This window comes from Halorubrum trueperi, assembly GCF_042662525.1.
In the GTDB taxonomy this organism is placed as follows: domain Archaea; phylum Halobacteriota; class Halobacteria; order Halobacteriales; family Haloferacaceae; genus Halorubrum; species Halorubrum trueperi.
This window is the reverse complement of the sequence record NZ_JBHSXI010000001.1, coordinates 577,100-594,656: the sequence shown is the minus strand read 5'-3', so window position 1 is coordinate 594,656 and position 17,557 is coordinate 577,100. Positions and strand designations below refer to the sequence as shown.

Below are 17,557 nucleotides of genomic sequence, written 5' to 3'. Positions count from 1 at the left end.
TTACGCGATCACCCCCACGATTACGGCCGTGAGCACCAGGTTCGCGAACGACAGCACCAACATCCCCTTCCAACCGATCTCGATCAGCTGATCGATGCGGACGCGCGGTAGCGCGGAGCGGGCCCACTGCGTGAACAGGAAGAAGCCCCACATCTTCACCACGAACCAGATGAAGCCGATACTCTCCGGACCGGGTCCGGACGCGCCGCCGAGGAACGTCACGGCGAGTATCGCACCGCCGAGGAAGACGTGCACGAACTCGCCGAGGTAGAACAGCACGAAGTACGCCGAGGAGTACTCGGTCTGGTACCCGGCGACGATCTCCGTCGGTGCCTCCGGGATGTCGAACGGGTTCCGTCCGATCTCCGCCATGTTCGCCGTGAGGAACAGCACGAACGCGAACGGGTTCACGAACGCGTACCACGCCGGGATGTCGAATCCGGCGACCGTGACGAGCGTCTCCGTCTGCGCGCCCACGATACCGCTCATTTGGAGCGTCCCCGCGAAGATCACGACCGACATCGCGGTGACGATGAGCGGAATCTCGTACGCGAGGTTCTGCGCGACCGCGCGGAGCCCGCCGAGCAGCGAGTACTTGTTGTTCGACGCGTAGCCGGCCATCACCAACGAGATCGAGGCGATGGACGCGAACGCGAACACCAGCGCGAACCCGACTTCGGGATCCGCGAGGTGAATGTTAATCGGGCCGAGCCGCCCCATCGGAATCACGGCGAACCCGAGCAGCGCGGACGCCGGCAGGAGTATCGGCGCGATATCCCACGACGGGCGATCGACGGCATCGGGAACGATGAGCTCCTTCGCGAGGAGCTGCACCGCGGCCGCCGGAATGATGAGCAGTCCGAACGGGCCGACCCGGTTGACCGCGATCCGGTCGGTGAACGCCGCGGTGATCTTCCGTTTCGCCCACGGGCCTGCGACGCCGGTGAACGCGAGGATGATGTTTCCGACCACCGCCGCCGCGATCAGCGCCGCGACGATCTCGCCGAGCACCCCCGGAAGCCCGAACGTGTCGACGATGAACTCGGGAAACAGCTGTGCGGATGCGGCCCCCATCAGCGGTCAACCTCCCCGAGCACGACGTCGAGGCTCCCGAGCGCGGCGATGACGTCAGGGATGTACTCGCCGTTCGACATCTCCGGGAGCGTCTGGAGGTTCGAGAAGCACGGCGATCGGATCTTGAACCGCGCGGGTTTGTCGGTGCCGTCCGCGCGGATGTAGATGCCGAGTTCGCCCTTCGCGCCCTCGACCGCGCGGTAGATCTCGGTGTCGTCGTCCGGGCGGAGCGTGCGGGGCACGTTCGCCTGGATGGTTCTCTCGTCTTCGGGCCAATCCTCGAGTACGTCGACGCACTGCTCGATGATCTTCGCGGACTCCTCGACCTCGCGCATGCGGACGAGCAGCCGGCTGAAGTTGTCGCAGCCGTCCTCGGTGACGACGTCCCAGTCGAGTTCGTCGTAGTAGCCGTACGGGTCGTCGCGACGGAGATCGTAGTCGACGCCCGAGCCGCGAGCGACCGGTCCGGTCGCACCGTAGTTCTTCGCCACGTCCGGCGGGAGAATGCCCGTGTCGATCGTCCGCATCTGGAAGATCTCGTTCGAGGTGACGAGGTTGTGGTACTCCTCGACGGACTCGGGGAGCTGGTCGAGGAAGTCGCGGGTGTTCGAGAAGAACTCCTCGCGCGGCTCCGGCAGGTCCCAGACGACGCCGCCCAGCCGGAAGTAGTTGAACATCAGCCGCTGGCCCGTCAGATCCTCCAGCAGATTCTGGACGCGCTCGCGGTCGTTGATGGCGTACATGAACGTTGCCGTGAAGTCGCCGTTGATGTCGAGCGCGAAGGTTGCGAGCGCGAGCATGTGCGCGGCGATCCGGCACATCTCCGCGCCCATCGTCCGGATGACCTGCGCGTACTCGGGGACCTCGATGTCGGCGAGGTCCTCTGCCGCGCGAGCGTACGCCCACTCATTGAGCAGCCCGGCCGAGATGTAGTCCCAGCGGTCGGGGTACGGCATGATCTGGTGACGGTAGGTTCCGGACTGGGCCATCTGTTCTTCGCTACGGTGGAGGTAGCCGATATCAGGCTCGACGTCGATGACTTGCTCGCCGTCGAGCGTCGTCTTCAGGTGGAGGACGCCGTGCGTCGCCGGGTGGTGCGGCCCGATGTTGAGGAACATCGTGTCGGACTCGTCGTCCTTGTGGTGTTCCTGCAGCGGGTTCGCGTGCTCCGGCAGGGTGGCGATCTGCGGGCGGTCCTTGTCGTAATCCATCGACAGCGGGTGCCCCTGCCACGTCTCCGGCAGGAGGATCCGGCGGAGATCCGGGTGATCGTCGTACTCGATGCCGATCAGATCGTACGCCTCCCGCTCGTGCCAGTCGGCGGTGCGGAACACCGGCTCGGCAGATTCGGAGACGGGATCGTCCTTGTCGGCGGGGACGACGACGCTGACCTCTTGGGTGGGGTCGTCGTACTTTTTCAGGTGGTAAATCGACTCGTAGCGGTTCTCGTACTCTTGGGCGGAGACCACCGATAGGTGATCGTATCCCGCCCGCCGTTTCAGGATCGAGAGCGTCTCTTGGACGGTGTCCGGGCGGATGACGAACCCGGGCGCGTTCAGGTGGTCGTCGCGACCGACGACGAGGTCACCGAGGAGCGCCTCCAACTCATCCGGCGTGCGCTCCGGCACCGCGTCGTCGACGGTGTCTGGTCGTTCGAGGCTCATGGCGAATCAGCGAAGTTGTACCGCATGACGAGTTCGTCGTCGTCGACCTGGTCCGCGAGCGTGTCGACGAGTTCGTCGCGTTCGAGGTCGGAGAACTCCTCCAGCTCGTAGGGTTTGACCGTCACCGGTGCGGCCTCGCCGTTCGCGACGCGCTCCTGCAGCTTCACGACGCCGTAGACGAGCGCCTCGGGACGGGGCGGGCAGCCGGGCACGTGGATGTCGATCGGGATGACCTCCTCCGCGCCCTTGATAACGTTGTACCCCTCCTGGAACGGACCGCCGGAGATGGTACACGAGCCCATGCCGACGACGAACTTCGGCTCTGGCATCTGGTCGTACACGCGCTTCATCCGCGGGGCGAACTTCGAGACGATCGTCCCCGGGACGATCATCACGTCGGCCTGTCGCGGCGAGGCGCGAGGGACCCCGCTCCCGAACCGGTCGAGGTCGTGTTTCACCGCGTAGGTGTGCATCATCTCGATGCTGCAGCAGGCGATACCGAACTGCAGCATGAACATCGAGGAGCCGCGACACCAGTTGAGGAACTTGTCGAACTTGGTGAGGATGAAGGGCGAGGAGCCGAACGCCTCACGGAGCCGGGAGTTGAACCGGTCTCCCTGACCCGACATGCGGCTGTCGCGGGTCTCGGTTACGACTTGCGATTCGTCGGTGATGAATGGTTGATCGCTGCTCATTAGTTGAGATCACGCTCCGTCTTTCTGCTGGTCGCGCGGGGGCTCCGGGCCCAGCTGATGGCTCCGGACCGCCACGCCCAGACGAGCCCGATCGCGAGGATTCCGACGAAGGCCAACATCGGCCACAGCAGGGCGATCATCGGTACGTCCGCCTGGATGGCGGGACGGTAGATGACGGCCCACGGGAACAACAGCACGGTCTCGATGTCGAACACGACGAACAACAGCGCGACCATGTAGTACTGGATGTTGAACCGGATCCGCGTCGTGCCCGTCGGGGTCTCGCCGGACTCGTAGGTGGTACTTTTGCCGGTCTCAGGCACGCTCGGTCGAAGCAACGCCGACACGGTCATCATCCCTAACGGGATGAGCAGGCCGACGGCCGCCAAGGCGCCGATCGCTATCCAATCGCTCATATAGGTCTCCGTAACGTGCTGGGATTTGGACCGCCCCCTCATAAGCGTTGAGTCTTCGAGGCATCGGTCCAGCGTCGCGGAAAAACGGCCGCACGCAACTCGGACGGATAGACGAGATCGGTCGCGTGGATCCGCCGTTGACGCTCGACCTCGGAGTCTCCAGCCGTCACCGATCGCGGAATACGTTGCCGAACGTCACCGATCGCGGAACCCGTCGATGCCGAGATCGTGGAGGTCCGCGGAGACGTCGGCGACGCCCGATTTCTGTTCATCGTGAAGATCGATCAACCGATCTTCGACCGTCCCGTGCTCGCGAGCGAGCACCTGCGCGGCCGAGAGGGCGGCATTGTACGACTTGCCCGCGTCGACGGCGACGATCGGTGCGCCGGTCGGCATCCCGATGACGGAGTCGACCGACTTCTCTTGGACCGGAACGCCGATAACCGGGATCGGATACGCGATCGACGCGGTCATGTTCGGGAGGTCGGCGGACTTCCCGCCCGCGCCCGCGATGACGACATCGAGACCGCGGTCGGCGGCCGTCTCGCCGTAGACGTACATGAGTTCGGGGGTACGGTGCGCGGAGACGACGTAGCTCTCGTAGGTGAACCGGGCGTCCGGTGCCTCGTGAAAGTCCGTCTGCTCGGCGAATCCGAGTTCGTCGAGCGCGTCGTACGCGCCCTCCATGGTCGGGAGGTCCGAGTCCGACCCCATGATGATCCCCACGTCGGGTGTCGTCTCCGGATCGGCGTCGGCGTCCGCTTCCGCTTCGAGCCGGTCGATGAGGTCCTGCACCGTGGTCATGCGAGACGATTCGGCGGAGGTCGGTAAGGAAGTGCCGGATCCGGCGGCGGGAGATGAGACCACGAGACGATCGTACAAGAGATGATAGATACCGGGAGTAGGTATATCAATTCGGAGGAGTGGTTGCTTATAAGTGACAGAGTGGTGTTGCCGGCGGCTGTTTATATATCGTTGCTGGCGCGATGAATTGCTGTATTTCTGTCGTTGAGCGTTTATAAATGATTGATAACGCGGCGAACACCTCCAAAGCCCGCACAGCACCGCACCCGCACCTCACGCCTCCCCAGCCTCGCGATTCGCGCTCTCCGAGCGCTCACCGCGTCCCTCGCGGGCTCCTCGCGCCCTGTGGGCGCTCAGAGGCGCGCCACTGCACCACATTATTCATTTATAAGCAATCGTCGCCGTTACGCTCGCCTGTTTAAATACCTCGTTGCCAGCGACGGTTTGCAATACCCACTCCCGCAGTCGTTCGAGGTGAGAGCGGACGTCTCGTACTCTCGCCACTACGAGTCGCGGAACGTCAGTCCGTCACGAAGCGCTCGCGCCCGTGAGAGCAGCGCGTCGCGGTCGACCTCGCCGTTGGTGTCTCCGTCGGTGTCCGCACCATTATCTCGATCGGTCACCGTGAGGTGTCCCATCTTCCGGAGCGGGCGCGCGTCGTCCTTCCCGTACCAGTGGAGGTCCGCGTCGGCCGCGGCGACCACGTCGTCGACGCCTCTGAGCGTCGCGGGCTGCGTCTCTTCTACGTCGCCGAGGATGTTCGCGGTGACGGCGGGCGCGACGAGGTCCGTCGGGCCGAGCGGCCAGCCGAGGACGGCCCGCGCGTGGTTCTCGAACTGCGAGGTGCGAGCGCCCTCGATGGTCCAGTGACCGGAGTTGTGCGGGCGCGGCGCGATCTCGTTGACGAGCACCTCGCCGTCCCCGGTCTCGAACAGCTCGATCCCGTAGACCCCGCGGCCGTCGAGGAACTCGAGCACGTCGCGGGCGACCGACGTTGCCTCCTCGATCACCGTGGCGTCCGCCCGCGCCGGGGCGACGCTCTCGCGGAGGATCTCCTCCCGATGAATCGTCTCGGTGACGGGATACGTCCGCGTCTCGCCGTTCACGCCCTTCAGACCCATGACGGCGATCTCGCGCTCGAAGTCGAGGAACTCCTCGGCCATCGCGTTCCCGCCGACCCCGTCGAGCGCGGTGGCGGCGTCTTCGGGGTCGTCGACCGGGACGTTTCCGCGGCCGTCGTAGCCGCCCTCGCGGGCCTTCAGCATGACGCCGCCGAACTCCTCGACGACGCGTTCGAGCCCCTCAGCGGTTGCGACCGCGACGAACTCCGGAACGGGGATCCCGGCCGCGGCCAGCGCCTCCTTTTGAACGAGCTTGTCCTGGATGGTCCGGAGCGTGTCGGGGTCGGGCTGGACGGGCACGTCGTGTTCGGCGGCAGCCTCGGCCAGCAGGTCGGGGTCGGCCAGTTCGATCTCGAAGGTGAGCGCGTCCACGCGGCTCGCGAGCTCGTTGATCCCGTCGGCGTCATCGAAATCGGCGACGATCTGGTCGCGGACCACGGGTGCCGCGGGGCAGTCCGGCGTCGGGTCCAGGACGACGACCTCGACGCCCAGCGGCGAGACCGCCTCGGCCATCATCCGACCCAGCTGTCCGCCGCCGACGACGCCGAGCGTCGGTCCCGGCAGAGTGATCGACATACACGGTTGCGTACCGGACGTTACTGCATAAATATTCTCACATTGGTCGGAGTAATACCCACGATCGTGCGTATTCTTCCGATCCGTGGACGAGGATACTCAAACGACGATACCCGAGCGGCGAAACGCGGATGGCACGAGGCCGGGGCGACGACCAGCCTACAGCGACGACCAGCCTACAGCGACGACCAGCCTACAGTTCGACGGTCGCGAGGTCGCTCTCTAGCTCCTCGACGAACTCGTTGTACGCCGCCACGAACCCGCGGAACGGCTCGGCGTACTCGCGCACGTCGGCCGCCGACGGGGCCCCGTACTGCGAGAGGAGATAAAGGCCACCGGATCCGCCGACGCGGAGGTACGAGACGGCTCCCTCGTCCCACTTCAGTTCCCATCGGTCGCCGTCGACGCGGGCCGTGTACGTTCCGTAGTCGTCGCCCTCGTAGCGGTGGATCTCCCCGGCCATCACCGTGCAGGCCTCCCGGATAGCGCCAAGCACGCGGTCGCGCTCGGCGACCACGTCGTCCGTCGATGTCGGCTCCGGGAACTCGGCGCTCACGCCGTCGAGAACGCCCGACAGCGACGAGATGTACTCGTTCCACGCGGTGACCATGTTCGGGTAGTCCCCGAGCGCGTCGGCGAGATCCCCCGGATCCGGCGGCTGCTTCGTCGAGATCACGTAGACGTCCGAGCCCGATTTCGGCGAGAAGAGTAGGAACTCCAGCTCGCCGGCCTCGTGTTTGACGGTCCACGCTCCGCCGGCCGTCGACAGCTCTTGGCGGCCGTACTCGCCCCCCTGCAGTCGGGCGAGCTGGTAGGCGATCGTTCCGGCGTGGTCCCGGACCGCGGCGACGAGCTCGTCGCGCCGGTCGGCGATCGCATCCGCGTCGCGCACGTCGAGGTCGAGCCCGAGGTCGGCGTGAGTGGTCACGGACGAGATGGGCCCCTCAAGCGGTTAACGAGTTCGGGTTTCGGTAACGGTACGTAGCGCACGCGCAGCCGACGGCCCGCACAGACGGCCGCACGCGCGTCACGCGATCGACTCCCGGAGCTCGCGGATCCGATCCGGCTCGTCGATCCCCGAACGCACCACGACCGCGAATACCTCGTCGCCGTCCGGAACCGGTGCATCCCCGCTCAGGATGGCTCCAGAGTCGGTCTCATCGGCGAGCCATCGGCGACCGTCGGCGATCGCCTCGCGGTTGAGCCACGGCGGCGGCCCCCCGATCACGAGCAGCGCGCGGTCGGCTCGACCGTCGGGCACGTCGACGGTTCCCTTGCCGCGGGTCGCCTTCCGAATCACGGTCTCGATCGCCGACACCGCGGCGCTGGTGTCAACCTTCGCGGGCTCGGAGGAATCGAACAGCCCGAGCCCGAACCGCGATTCCGTCTCCGGCGGCTCGACCGCCTGGGTGGCGTGGCCGATCGCGGCGATCTCCCCGTCGCCACCGACCGCGCGGGCGACGTCGCTCGCGTCGAGCACCTGTTGGGGGGTCGACTCGGCCTCCTCGAACTCGCCCGCGCCGAACAGCGCCGCGACGCGCTCGGTCACGACCGCGTTCAGGCGGGCGCGCGCGTCCCCGAGCGTCTCTCCGGGGCGGAGCCACGCGTCGTTGTCGAACGGGAAGACCGCCGAACAGCGGTCCGAGAGCGCGTCGAGCGTCCGGGCCGCGTTCTTCTCCGCGAGCGGACGCTTCGGCGGACGCTCGTCGGGGGCAGCCGCGCCTGCCTCGACGGGGTCCGGCTCCCGGGCCATCGACTCCGCCGGCGTCGGGAGGAGACCGAGGGCGTACACCTGCGCGTCGTAGAGCCGCGACAGCTCCTCAGCGAGCGCGGGAGCGATCCCCGCGCCTGCGCCACCCCCGAGGCCGACGACGAGCAGGAACGCCTCCGCGAGCGACGGCTGCTGATCGTCCATCGCCCGTCCGAGCTCACTCGCGTGGGCGTCGCCGAGCCGGCGGGCCGCGTGGAGATCGCCGTCGAGACCGTCGCCGCCCGCCGCGTCACCGAACCGGTATCGCCGCGACCCGTCGAGCGATCGGAGGGCGTCGAGCGCGTCCGCGTCGGTGTCGAACGCGTTGACGCCCCGGAGGAACCGATCCCCCTCGTAGTCGGCCGCGAGCCGGTCGGCGATCCGGCCCCCGGCACCGCCGAGACCGATGACGTGTACACGCATACGTCACCTCGGTCGTCGAGCGGGGGCTTATTCCTTCGGTCGGCGCGTCGGTCACCCCGGTCGCGACCGGCGCATGCCCGTCGCCCGGATCGGCGGATCAGAACTCGTCGAGTCGACGCTGTCCGCGAGGTACCGCGGGCCCCGCTTCGTCCGGATCCCCGCCGAGCAGTCGTATCAGCGCCGTATCTGCGAACGTGAGCGCCAGCACAAGCACGATCGGCGCGAGGAACAGCCCGTGGAACCCGAAGACGACGGGACCGAAGATGTACGCGAGCATGAGCAGCCCGACGTGCGTCGTCTTCCCGCTGAAGTACGGGCGGAGCACGATGTCGGGGATCGTGTCGACGACGACGGCGACGACGACGAGGAAGCCCGCGACGTACACGAGCAGGGCGAGGTCGTCCCCGAGGATCGGCTGGATCGTGGTCACGGCAGCCAGCGGGACGTACACGATCTTCATGCCGATCACGGGGATCAGACTCGCGACGCCGGTGAGCGCGCCCGCGAGCGCCGGGTACGGTACCTCGACCGCGGCCGGCGCTATCACGTTGTACCCCGTGTACGTCACGACGGCGATGATCGAGATGGCGATGACGTTGAGCAGATTTCCGTACAGCACCGCTTCCAGCTCCGCGTCCGCCGCTTCGAGGTATTCGCGGACCATCGCGTCGTCGTCGAACGTGAGCAACCACTCGTGGAACTTCGAGCCGTCGAGAAGGAGGTAGTAGGTGACGACGATCGTGATGAGGAGGTTGAGCACCAGTCCGGACAACGTGCTCGCCAGCAGGGACGCCTGCTCGGAGACGAACTCGATCAGTGGATCGAGCTGGCCGGAGCGGTACGCCGCGACGATCCCGTCGAACGTCGGATTGGAGAGTTCGGCCAGATCGCCGACCCACGAATTCTCCGCGCCGACCGTCTCGGCGACGGGATACTGGCCGATGAATCGACGGGCCTCCAACAGGAGGAGCAGCACCGTGTAGCTCAACAGTCCGATCAACGGAACCCCGATGAGCGACAGGGAGACCATCGCTCGTACGCGCGCAGGCAGCCGAAACCGTTCGAGACGGTGGAAGAGCCGACGGGTCGAGTAGTACAGGAAGACGGCAACCGTCAGGGGGGCGACGAACCGGTAGGCGATGAATCCGACGATGAGGGCGATGACGAGCCCGAAGAGGGCAATGACGAACCGCTTCTCGTCCATGCCCGTTTGTCTCCGTGCCTCGACATAAACTATTGGGCTCGACCGGTCCGAGCCTCAGCCGCCGTGAGCCGCCGCCGCCGTGAGCCGCCGCCGCCGTGAGCCGCCGTCTCCGCGAGCCGCCGCCGTGAACCCCCGCCGCCGTGAGCCTCCGTTTCCGCGAGACCCGATCGTCGTCGCCGCGGGCCTCAGTCGTCGTTGCCGTCGATCGCGCGTTCGTACCGTGCCACCTGTTCGCGGTGCAGCGAGAGGATCATGTCGGCGAGAAATCCGAAGATCAGAAGCTGGATCCCGAGAAGTGCGGCTCCGACCGCGCCGATCGCGATGACCTCGTGGGTGACACCGTGAACGAACCACCGATAGAGGACGTACGCGGTCATCGCCGCCCCTGCTGTCGTCGAGAGCGCCCCGAGACTTCCGAAATAAAACAGCGGGTTGTTGGTCTTCGCCTTCCGGTACAGCTCGATGAATATCACGCCACCGTCGCGGATCGGATGGAGGTTGGTCGCGGAGCCGCCGGGTCGCTCCCGGTAGGTTATCGGGACGACGGCTACCGGAATCCGGTTTTTCACGCACTCGACGGCCATCTCAGTCTCGATACCGAACCCGTCGGCGGTGAGGTGCAGCTTGCGGAACGATTCGCGGGTGAACGCCCGGTATCCCGAGAGGATATCGCGGTAGTTCTCGCCGTGGATCGCGCGGAATGAGAGATTTATCAGCTGATTCCCGATCCGGTTCAGCCGGGTCATCGCCCCGGATCGCATGTCAGCGAACCGGTTCCCGATGACGTGGTCGGCCTCGCCGGCCACCAGGGGATCGAGCATCGCGTCGACGTCGGCCGCGTCGTACGTCGCGTCCGCGTCGGCCATCACGACGTAAGTGGCGGTAACGTGGTCACAGACGGCTTCGCGGATGGCCTGTCCCTTGCCGCGGCCGGACTGCTCGACGACGCGAGCGCCCGCGTCGCTGGCTGCGTCGCGGGTCCCGTCCGTCGACCCGCCGTCGATCACGAGGACGTCGTCCAGCCCGACGTCGCGGAAGGATTCGACGACGCGCGCGACCGTCTCGACCTCGTCCATCGTGGGCAACAGGACGCAGACGTCGTCGTAGTCGCTCATTACGGGGTCGATATCGGGGCAGTCGCTAAACTCTGTCCTTCCGTCTCCGCTTCCGCGGTCGGTACTGCGGCCACCCATACGCTCATGTACCAGACGATCGATCGTGATAGCATGTCTCATCCACCCGATCCACACGTCGACGAGCTGCTCAGCGCGGCGCGGACGGCGACCGGCGACGAGCTTCGGAGCCTCACCTACTTCACCGCGGACGACGTTGATCAGCTGTACCTTCGCAGCGATCTGAACCGGACGGCCGACCTCGTCGGCTTCGCGGAGAACGAGCGGCAGGGGTTCCACGCGCAGTCGATGTACGCCGACACCCAGCTTGGCGACTACCTGTTCACCGTGCGGGTGTTCGAGAACGGGTACCTCACGCGGGTGATCGCGGGAGACCACGGGGTGTGGGTGACGACCGATTCGATGGAAATCGACCGATTCGAAGAACTCGCGAGCGCGCTCGCGGCGATCCTCCGATCATTCGAACCGGCGTAGCTGATCCTTTCGACCCTCCGGTCGTTCGAGCCGGCGTAGCTGATCCTTTCGACCCTCCGGTCGTTCGAGCCGGCGTAGCTGATTCCTTCGATCGCTCGATTCTCTGAGAGGGCGCGGCCAACCCTGAATCCCGCACGACGGGAGGTTCTGCAGTTCCGGAATCAGTTTGTTCGGATCGGCGGGTTTCATCCCGTCGCCATCGGTATCCCACCTGATCCCATCGGAGGGTCTTCCGAAGAGACGCTTCGGAGGGATAGTGATGATCGGAAGTAACCTGACGTTCGATCAGCAACCCGGCAACGAATGCACAATCCCTTGTACATTCGGTAAAGCATATAATGGACATAGGAACAAGGTTAAGGTGTATCCCGCGATACGAACGGACATGGAAACGCGGAAGGTCCAACGGTTGGGTCCGTCGACGCTGGCGATGACGCTCCCTGCCGAGTGGGCGAAGGAACACGGCGTCAACAAAGGCGACGAGGTGTCGCTGCGGATGGGTGGGAAGGGAACGCTCACGGTCCTCCCGGAGTCGGTGAGCACGGAGGAGTCGGAGGCCGTCATCAACGCGGACGGGCTCGACGCCAGGTCGCTGGAGCGAGCCATCGTCGCGCAGTACGTGCTCGGGCGGCGGGTGATCCACGTCCGGAGCGAGGGGACCCTCGACAGCGAGCACATCAACGCCGTCTACAAGGCCGAAACCCAGCTGATGGGACTCGGCGTCATCGAGGAGACACCAGAGGACATCTCCATCCGGTGTTCGGTCGATCCCGAGGATTTCACCCTCGACAACCTGCTCGAACGGCTGGAGAACACGGGATCGACGATGCGCGGCGAAGCGGTGAAGGCGCTCGCGCACGGCAACCCCGACCTCGCGCAGCGCGCGCTCAACCGCGAGCGCCAGGCGAACAAGATCTTCGTCCTCCTCCTGCGGCTGATCTTCACGGCCTACCAGAACCCCAACCTCGCCCGCGCGGTCGGGCTGGAGGAGGGGTTCCCGCTCATCGGCTACCGCTCCGTCGCGAAGAACCTCGAACTCACCGCCGACAACGCGGAGGACATCGCCGACATCGTGATGGAGGCGGACGGCCACACACTGGATGTCGACAGCGCGACGATGCGACAGATCCGGGAATTCACCGATCAGGTCGACGAGCTGACCGCGCTCGCCGTTCGCGCCGTCGTCGAACGCGACTACGACCTCACGGTCGAGTGCCGGGAGCTGTTCTCGCGGCTGGAGGACCGCGAACAGGAGATCCTCGACGAACTCCCGAGCGACCTCGAAAACGAGACGCTGTTGATGACCCGAGAAGTGCTCGTCAGCCTCCAGCACACCGCGGAGTACGCGATGCGAAACGCCGAGATCGCCGCGAACCTCGCGCTGAACGAGGCGTCAGACCACGTCGAGATCATCTGATCGGGGCGATAGACGACGACGTCGTCGGCCGTATCTCCCGGTTCGCATGAACTACCGCGTCGACCGGTTCGCATGAACTAAGTACTCGCCCGCAAAGCGACGCGTATGAGTGAGGGATCCATCGAGTCTGACAAGGAGATCGGCGTGGCGCTCGCGCTGGGGGCCGTCGCGCTCGTCGGGGTCGTCGTGATGCTCGGGTACCCGTCGCAGATCGGGCGCGCGTGGGGCTTCGCGGCGGCGTTCGTCTTCGCACTCTGTTCGATCGTCGCCGTACAGGTGTTCGACTGACGCGACGACCGACGAGAAACCGTTAAGGACGTCTGACACCTAGCTTCCGGACATGAACGAGTACACCGAGGAAGAACAGCGGATCCTCGCGTACCTCACGGATAGCGTCACCCGTGGCGATCGGTACGTCCGGTCGAAGACGATCGCCGACGCGATCGGCCTCACCGCCAAGCAGGTCGGCTCGCGGCTCCCGCGGCTCGCCGAGAAGTCGGATAACGTCGACATCGAGAAGTGGGGCCGCGCGCGCTCGACGACGTGGCGCGTGACCCCGCAAGGGTGATATCGCCGGTGCGGGTCGCTCGCGGACTCGCGTGTTTTTAACCCTCGTCGTCCCAAGTGAAACCATGACCGTCCGAGTCTCCCGGACGTTCGAGTTCGACGCGCCCGCCGAGGACGTGTGGGCGTTCATCTCGGACGCCGAGCAGCGCGCAGGGGCGATAAGCGTGGTCGACACCTTCGAGGTGCACGGCGACGGGCGCGCGACCTGGCACGTCGCGCTCCCGATACCGATGATCCGATCGACGATCTCCGTCGAGACGGAGGAGGTCGAGCGCGACCCGCCGCACCGGGTGAAGTTCGTCGGCCGGTCGAGCGCCTTTCGCGTGACCGGCGAACACGCGATCACCGAGACGAACGACGGGTGTACGCTGGCCAACGAGTTCGTCGTCGACGGGCGGTTGCCCGGCGTCGAATCGTTCTTCAAACGCAACTTCGACGCGGAGCTGGACAACCTGGAGGACGCGCTCCGTACATCGCTGGGGTCGACGGCGTGAGACTCGCCTGCGTGCAGCTCGGCGTCGAGGGGGGCACCGTCGAGGCGAACGTCGACCGCGCCATCGAGCTGGTACGCGAAGCCGCCGCGTCGGACGCCGACCTCGTGGTGCTCCCGGAGCTGTTCGACGTGGGGTACTTCGCGTTCGACGCGTACGCTCGGGCTGCCGAGAGCCTCGCGGGCGATCGGCTGTCGCGGTTCGCGTCGTTGGCGGCTGACGCCGGCGTCAACGTGCTCGCGGGGACCGTCGTCGAGGACCTCGCCGCGTCCGCGGCCGACGGGATCGACACGCCGGCTACCGACGGACTCGCGAACACGGCCGTCCTGTTCGATCGCGACGGCGAACGCCGGCTCGTCTACCGGAAGCACCACCTGTTTGGGTACGGTTCCGAGGAGACCGACCGGATGGTCCCCGGCGAGTCGGTGCCGGTCGTCGACGTGGAGAGCGTTCGCGTCGGCGTGACGACGTGTTACGATCTGCGGTTCCCGGAACAGTTCCGAGAGATGGTCGAAGCCGGCGTCGAGTGCGTGCTGGTGCCGAGCGCGTGGCCGTACCCGCGCGTCGAGCACTGGCGGACCCTCGGCCGCGCGCGGGCCATCGAGAACCTCGCGTACGTCGCCGCGGTCAACGGGAGCGGCGAGTTCGGAGACGACGCGCTCTGCGGGCGGACGACGGTCTACGACCCGTGGGGAACGACGCTGGCGTCGGCCGGCGAGGAGCCGACGACGGTGACCGCCGAAGTCGATACCGACCGCGTCGAGGCCGTCCGCGAGGAGTTCCCCGCGCTGCGCGACCGGCGGTAGCGACCGGCGGCAGCGACCGGCCCTGAAACCGGCTCGCTCTCGCTTTGAACCTTCCGGGAATCGATCCGCTCTCGCGGCGACCGACCGTCTCATTTATACGGGAGAAGCGACAACGTTCGGATGCCGGAATCCGACGCTTTTCTCGTTGGAGTTCGGCGACAAACCACGCGCCCGTCCCGACCGCTCGGGCGGCGACGCCGCTGACAGCCCGGGGGTCCGCTGTTCGGCCGCCGCCCGCCCGCCTCCCGTTCGTCTTTCGCCCGATCGACTCCGATCTGCCGACGTCCCACCTCCCTTTCGCCTTTCGTCGACATCTCTCGCTCCGTCTCTCTACGTGCCGAGATCCGTCTCTCACTCCGGATGGACGATAGCTCGGAGCCAACCGGACCTCCCGCCGAGCCTCCAGTCGGCCGCCCCCCGAAGTATCGTTTACGATAATTCGGCCAATAACTTCTTGAGTCGCTCCGAACGTATCGTAATCGCCGCGGACGAAGCCGGCCGGCCCCATCCCGTTTCCGGGTGGGTCGGCCGGACACTCGCTTCCACCGTCCGTCGTCCGTCGGCTCACGGGCTCGGGTCCACCCGCTCCCACCCCGTACCCGAACCCGTTTCACGGTACCCGAAATCACCCTGTCATCGACGTTCGCGGCACCGATCCCCCCACTTTGTTCCGACGCGACGAAACCGTCGGCGACGGCTCGGGCAGCCACGAGTCGACGGCGGCGGCGTGGACGACCACGAGTCGACGGCGGCGGCGCATTCCGATAGCGGGGCCGAAGCGCAAGGACGAAACCCCCGGATCCCGAACCGTCGGTCGAATGTTCCCCCGTGAGTACCGCGGCGTCGCCTTCGTCGTCGGGCTGTTTCTCGTCGTGCAGCTCGGCGCGCTGGCGCTGGTCCCCGAGTTCGTCGAGAGCGGGTACCAGGCGGTCGAGGACCCCGAAAATCCGACGAACAGCCTCGTGTACATCCTCGCGATCCTCGCCATGACGGGATTGATGCTCGCCGCGTTCCGGTACGACCTCGATCAGGCGATCCGGCTGTTGATCGTCGGCGTCTCCGCGTGGCTCTCCTGGTACGTCTTCTCGGCGCTGCTGTCGCCGCTGGCGGCGGCCGTGCCCGCTGTCGCGGTGGGCGTCGCGCTGCTCGTCCACCCCGAGTGGTACGTTATCGACGCGGCCGGGGTGTTGATGGGCGCTGGCGCGGCGGGACTGTTCGGAATCTCGTTCGGGCTGTTACCGGCGTTGCTACTGCTGTCGCTGCTCGCCGTCTACGACGCCGTCTCGGTGTACGGCACCGAGCACATGCTGTCGCTCGCGGAGGGGGTGATGGACCTGAACATCCCCGTCGTCCTCGTGATCCCGCTGTCGCTGTCGTATTCACTGCTCGACGGCGAGGAGACGGAGGCAGACGAGGAAGGATCGACTGACAGCAGCGGCGAAACCGGCGGCGGAGAGACCGATACTGACGAAACCGGCGACGAAGAAACTGACGCCGAGCCGGCGGGAGCGGACGTCTCGGAGCCGACTGCCATCGAGGACCGCGACGCGTTCTTCATCGGGCTCGGCGACGCCGTAATCCCGGCGGTGTTGGTCGCGAGCGCGGCGACATTCTCGCCCGCGGCGGCCCTCGCGGTGCCGCTCGTCGGGATCAACCTCCCCGCACTGCTCGCGATGGCCGGCAGCCTCGCGGGGCTGCTGGTGTTGATGAGCTGGGTCATCAAGGGACGCCCGCACGCCGGGCTCCCGCTTTTAAACGGCGGCGCTATCGGCGGTTATCTGATCGGCTCGCTCGTCGCCGGCGTGCCGCTGATCGAGGCGGTCGGATTGAGCGGGTTCTTATAAGTATCTGGTTCTGTAGAATTCGCCTTTTCCAGACACAGTGTCGTCCGAATCAGCTTGTCGCTGAACGGTGCCTCTTGACGGATTTCGGGAATAGGTGTATCATTACGGTGGAATGGGCATTTATAAGGGAAAGAGTGGTGTCGCTGACGTCTGTTTATGTATCGTTGTTGGCGCAGTAAATCGCCGTGTCGCTGGTGCTGATTGTTTATAAGTGGTTGACTGCGCGGTGAACCTCTTCAAAGCCCCAGCCGCGAGGACGGCGCAGGCGACGTAAGCACCGCAGGAACGAGCGCAGCGAGTGACGAGGAGCGCAGCGAGCGTGCGCCGTCCTCGCGGCTGCCCCTTTGAGTCCTACCCCGCACAGCACCGCAGCCTCACACCTCCCCAGCCTCGCCGCTTCGCGCCTTTATAAGGCGCTCGCGGCGTCCCTCGCGCGGTGTCGTTCGCGGCCTACTGGCCGCTCACGAGCACGCGCCACCGCCACGTTCATTTATAAGCAGCCATCGCTTCCACGCTCATCGCTTTTAAATAACACGTCGTTATCGGCGGTCTGCAATACCTACTCCCGGAATCGTTCGCCGCAGTGTCTGTATAGACTGTACTCAGGGCAATAGATATCTTCCGATGAGGGCTTCAACAGAGCCAAGAATATCCGAGACCGGTTCGGACGCTACTCGCCCGCGTTTGCGTCGTCTTCGCTCGCGACGCCGTTGCGCACCGAGACGGCCGCGCCGCTCGCGAACGCCTCGGCTTCCGCACCGGAGAGTTCGGCGCGACCGACCGCGAACAGCGCGTCGTCGTCGTCGACCACGAGCACCTCGTCGCCCGGGCGGATCCCGTCGTCGGCCGCGCTGACGAACTTCGCGAAGGCGTTTCGCCCGTCCCGGACGAACGGCTCGCTCTCCTCCCCGACGACGACCCGGTGTCGCGGTGCCGCGAACGCGGCTTGGATCCGTCGACCGCCGGCGACGCCGAGCGTGAACCGCCCGTCGGTGCCGTACGAGACGAGCCGAGCGCCCTCGGAGCTCCCGGGCGTGTCGTCGACGTCGCCGACGATCACCTGTCGCGGGCGACCGCCGCTCGATCGACGGAGCGTCA

General features: G+C 66.2%; 18 protein-coding genes. 7 read left to right on the top strand and 11 right to left on the bottom strand.

The window, feature by feature from the left end; genetic code table 11:
* From ACFQEY_RS03040 to aglJ, 10 genes are all read right to left on the bottom strand, one after another.
* Positions 1-1,074 (bottom strand): complex I subunit 1/NuoH family protein, encoded by a 1,074-nt coding sequence (locus ACFQEY_RS03040; protein ID WP_379764660.1) that lies wholly within the window; start codon positions 1,072-1,074, stop codon positions 1-3.
* Positions 1,074-2,738 carry an NADH-quinone oxidoreductase subunit D gene (locus tag ACFQEY_RS03035; RefSeq protein ID WP_379764658.1) on the bottom strand — a complete coding sequence of 555 codons (1,665 nt, stop codon included), beginning with the start codon at positions 2,736-2,738 and terminating at the stop codon, positions 1,074-1,076. The genes ACFQEY_RS03040 and ACFQEY_RS03035 overlap by 1 nt, the downstream gene beginning before the upstream one ends.
* Positions 2,735-3,433, bottom strand: a complete 699-nt coding sequence (locus tag ACFQEY_RS03030; protein WP_379764656.1) for an NADH-quinone oxidoreductase subunit B — start codon at positions 3,431-3,433, stop codon at positions 2,735-2,737. Before ACFQEY_RS03030 ends, ACFQEY_RS03035 begins: the two co-directional genes overlap by 4 nt.
* A complete protein-coding gene (locus tag ACFQEY_RS03025) occupies positions 3,433-3,849 on the bottom strand; it encodes an NADH-quinone oxidoreductase subunit A (protein ID WP_379764654.1) in 417 nt (138 codons plus the stop codon). The genes ACFQEY_RS03030 and ACFQEY_RS03025 overlap by 1 nt, the downstream gene beginning before the upstream one ends.
* A gap of 195 nt (positions 3,850-4,044) precedes the next feature.
* A complete protein-coding gene (gene purE, locus ACFQEY_RS03020) occupies positions 4,045-4,653 on the bottom strand; it encodes a 5-(carboxyamino)imidazole ribonucleotide mutase (protein ID WP_379764652.1) in 609 nt (202 codons plus the stop codon).
* A gap of 503 nt (positions 4,654-5,156) precedes the next feature.
* Complete coding sequence (locus tag ACFQEY_RS03015) at positions 5,157-6,350, bottom strand: 5-(carboxyamino)imidazole ribonucleotide synthase (protein ID WP_379764650.1); 1,194 nt, start codon at positions 6,348-6,350, stop codon at positions 5,157-5,159.
* 193 nt (positions 6,351-6,543) lie between these two features.
* Entirely contained in the window at positions 6,544-7,278 is a 735-nt protein-coding gene (locus ACFQEY_RS03010; RefSeq protein WP_379764648.1) for a hypothetical protein, read from the bottom strand.
* A gap of 99 nt (positions 7,279-7,377) precedes the next feature.
* Positions 7,378-8,523 (bottom strand): FtsZ/tubulin family protein, encoded by a 1,146-nt coding sequence (locus ACFQEY_RS03005; RefSeq protein WP_379764646.1) that lies wholly within the window; start codon positions 8,521-8,523, stop codon positions 7,378-7,380.
* Between the two features lie 97 nt (positions 8,524-8,620).
* On the bottom strand, positions 8,621-9,727 hold the full coding sequence (locus tag ACFQEY_RS03000) for an AI-2E family transporter (RefSeq protein WP_379764644.1): 1,107 nt from the start codon (positions 9,725-9,727) through the stop codon (positions 8,621-8,623).
* Positions 9,728-9,912: 185 nt separating this feature from the next.
* Positions 9,913-10,842 carry an S-layer glycoprotein N-glycosyltransferase AglJ gene (gene aglJ / locus ACFQEY_RS02995; RefSeq protein WP_379764642.1) on the bottom strand — a complete coding sequence of 310 codons (930 nt, stop codon included), beginning with the start codon at positions 10,840-10,842 and terminating at the stop codon, positions 9,913-9,915.
* 111 nt (positions 10,843-10,953) lie between these two features.
* Between aglJ and ACFQEY_RS02990 the strand changes: the two genes are divergently transcribed.
* The 7 genes from ACFQEY_RS02990 to ACFQEY_RS02960 all read left to right on the top strand — a co-directional run bounded on the left by ACFQEY_RS02990 (position 10,954) and on the right by ACFQEY_RS02960 (position 16,459).
* The gene (locus ACFQEY_RS02990; RefSeq protein ID WP_379764640.1) at positions 10,954-11,334 is read left to right on the top strand and encodes a DUF7522 family protein; all 381 of its coding nucleotides are present in this window, start codon (positions 10,954-10,956) and stop codon (positions 11,332-11,334) included.
* A 385-nt stretch (positions 11,335-11,719) separates the two neighbouring features.
* On the top strand, positions 11,720-12,751 hold the full coding sequence (locus ACFQEY_RS02985; RefSeq protein WP_379764638.1) for a PhoU domain-containing protein: 1,032 nt from the start codon (positions 11,720-11,722) through the stop codon (positions 12,749-12,751).
* Positions 12,752-12,856: 105 nt separating this feature from the next.
* Entirely contained in the window at positions 12,857-13,039 is a 183-nt protein-coding gene (locus ACFQEY_RS02980) for a DUF7525 family protein (RefSeq protein WP_379764636.1), read from the top strand.
* Positions 13,040-13,091: 52 nt separating this feature from the next.
* Positions 13,092-13,319: a DUF7123 family protein gene (locus ACFQEY_RS02975; protein WP_379764634.1), complete on the top strand. Its 228-nt coding sequence runs from the start codon at positions 13,092-13,094 to the stop codon at positions 13,317-13,319.
* A gap of 64 nt (positions 13,320-13,383) precedes the next feature.
* Positions 13,384-13,812 carry a CoxG family protein gene (locus ACFQEY_RS02970; RefSeq protein WP_379764632.1) on the top strand — a complete coding sequence of 143 codons (429 nt, stop codon included), beginning with the start codon at positions 13,384-13,386 and terminating at the stop codon, positions 13,810-13,812.
* The gene (locus ACFQEY_RS02965; protein ID WP_379764630.1) at positions 13,809-14,615 is read left to right on the top strand and encodes a carbon-nitrogen family hydrolase; all 807 of its coding nucleotides are present in this window, start codon (positions 13,809-13,811) and stop codon (positions 14,613-14,615) included. Before ACFQEY_RS02970 ends, ACFQEY_RS02965 begins: the two co-directional genes overlap by 4 nt.
* Positions 14,616-15,433: 818 nt before the next feature.
* The gene (locus ACFQEY_RS02960; RefSeq protein ID WP_379765105.1) at positions 15,434-16,459 is read left to right on the top strand and encodes a presenilin family intramembrane aspartyl protease PSH; all 1,026 of its coding nucleotides are present in this window, start codon (positions 15,434-15,436) and stop codon (positions 16,457-16,459) included.
* A gap of 670 nt (positions 16,460-17,129) precedes the next feature.
* On the opposite strand, the gene ACFQEY_RS02955 is transcribed toward ACFQEY_RS02960, so the two are convergent.
* Positions 17,130-17,557, bottom strand: a 428-nt coding sequence (locus ACFQEY_RS02955; RefSeq protein ID WP_379764628.1) for a PUA domain-containing protein, incomplete at its 5' end; no start/stop codon positions are given.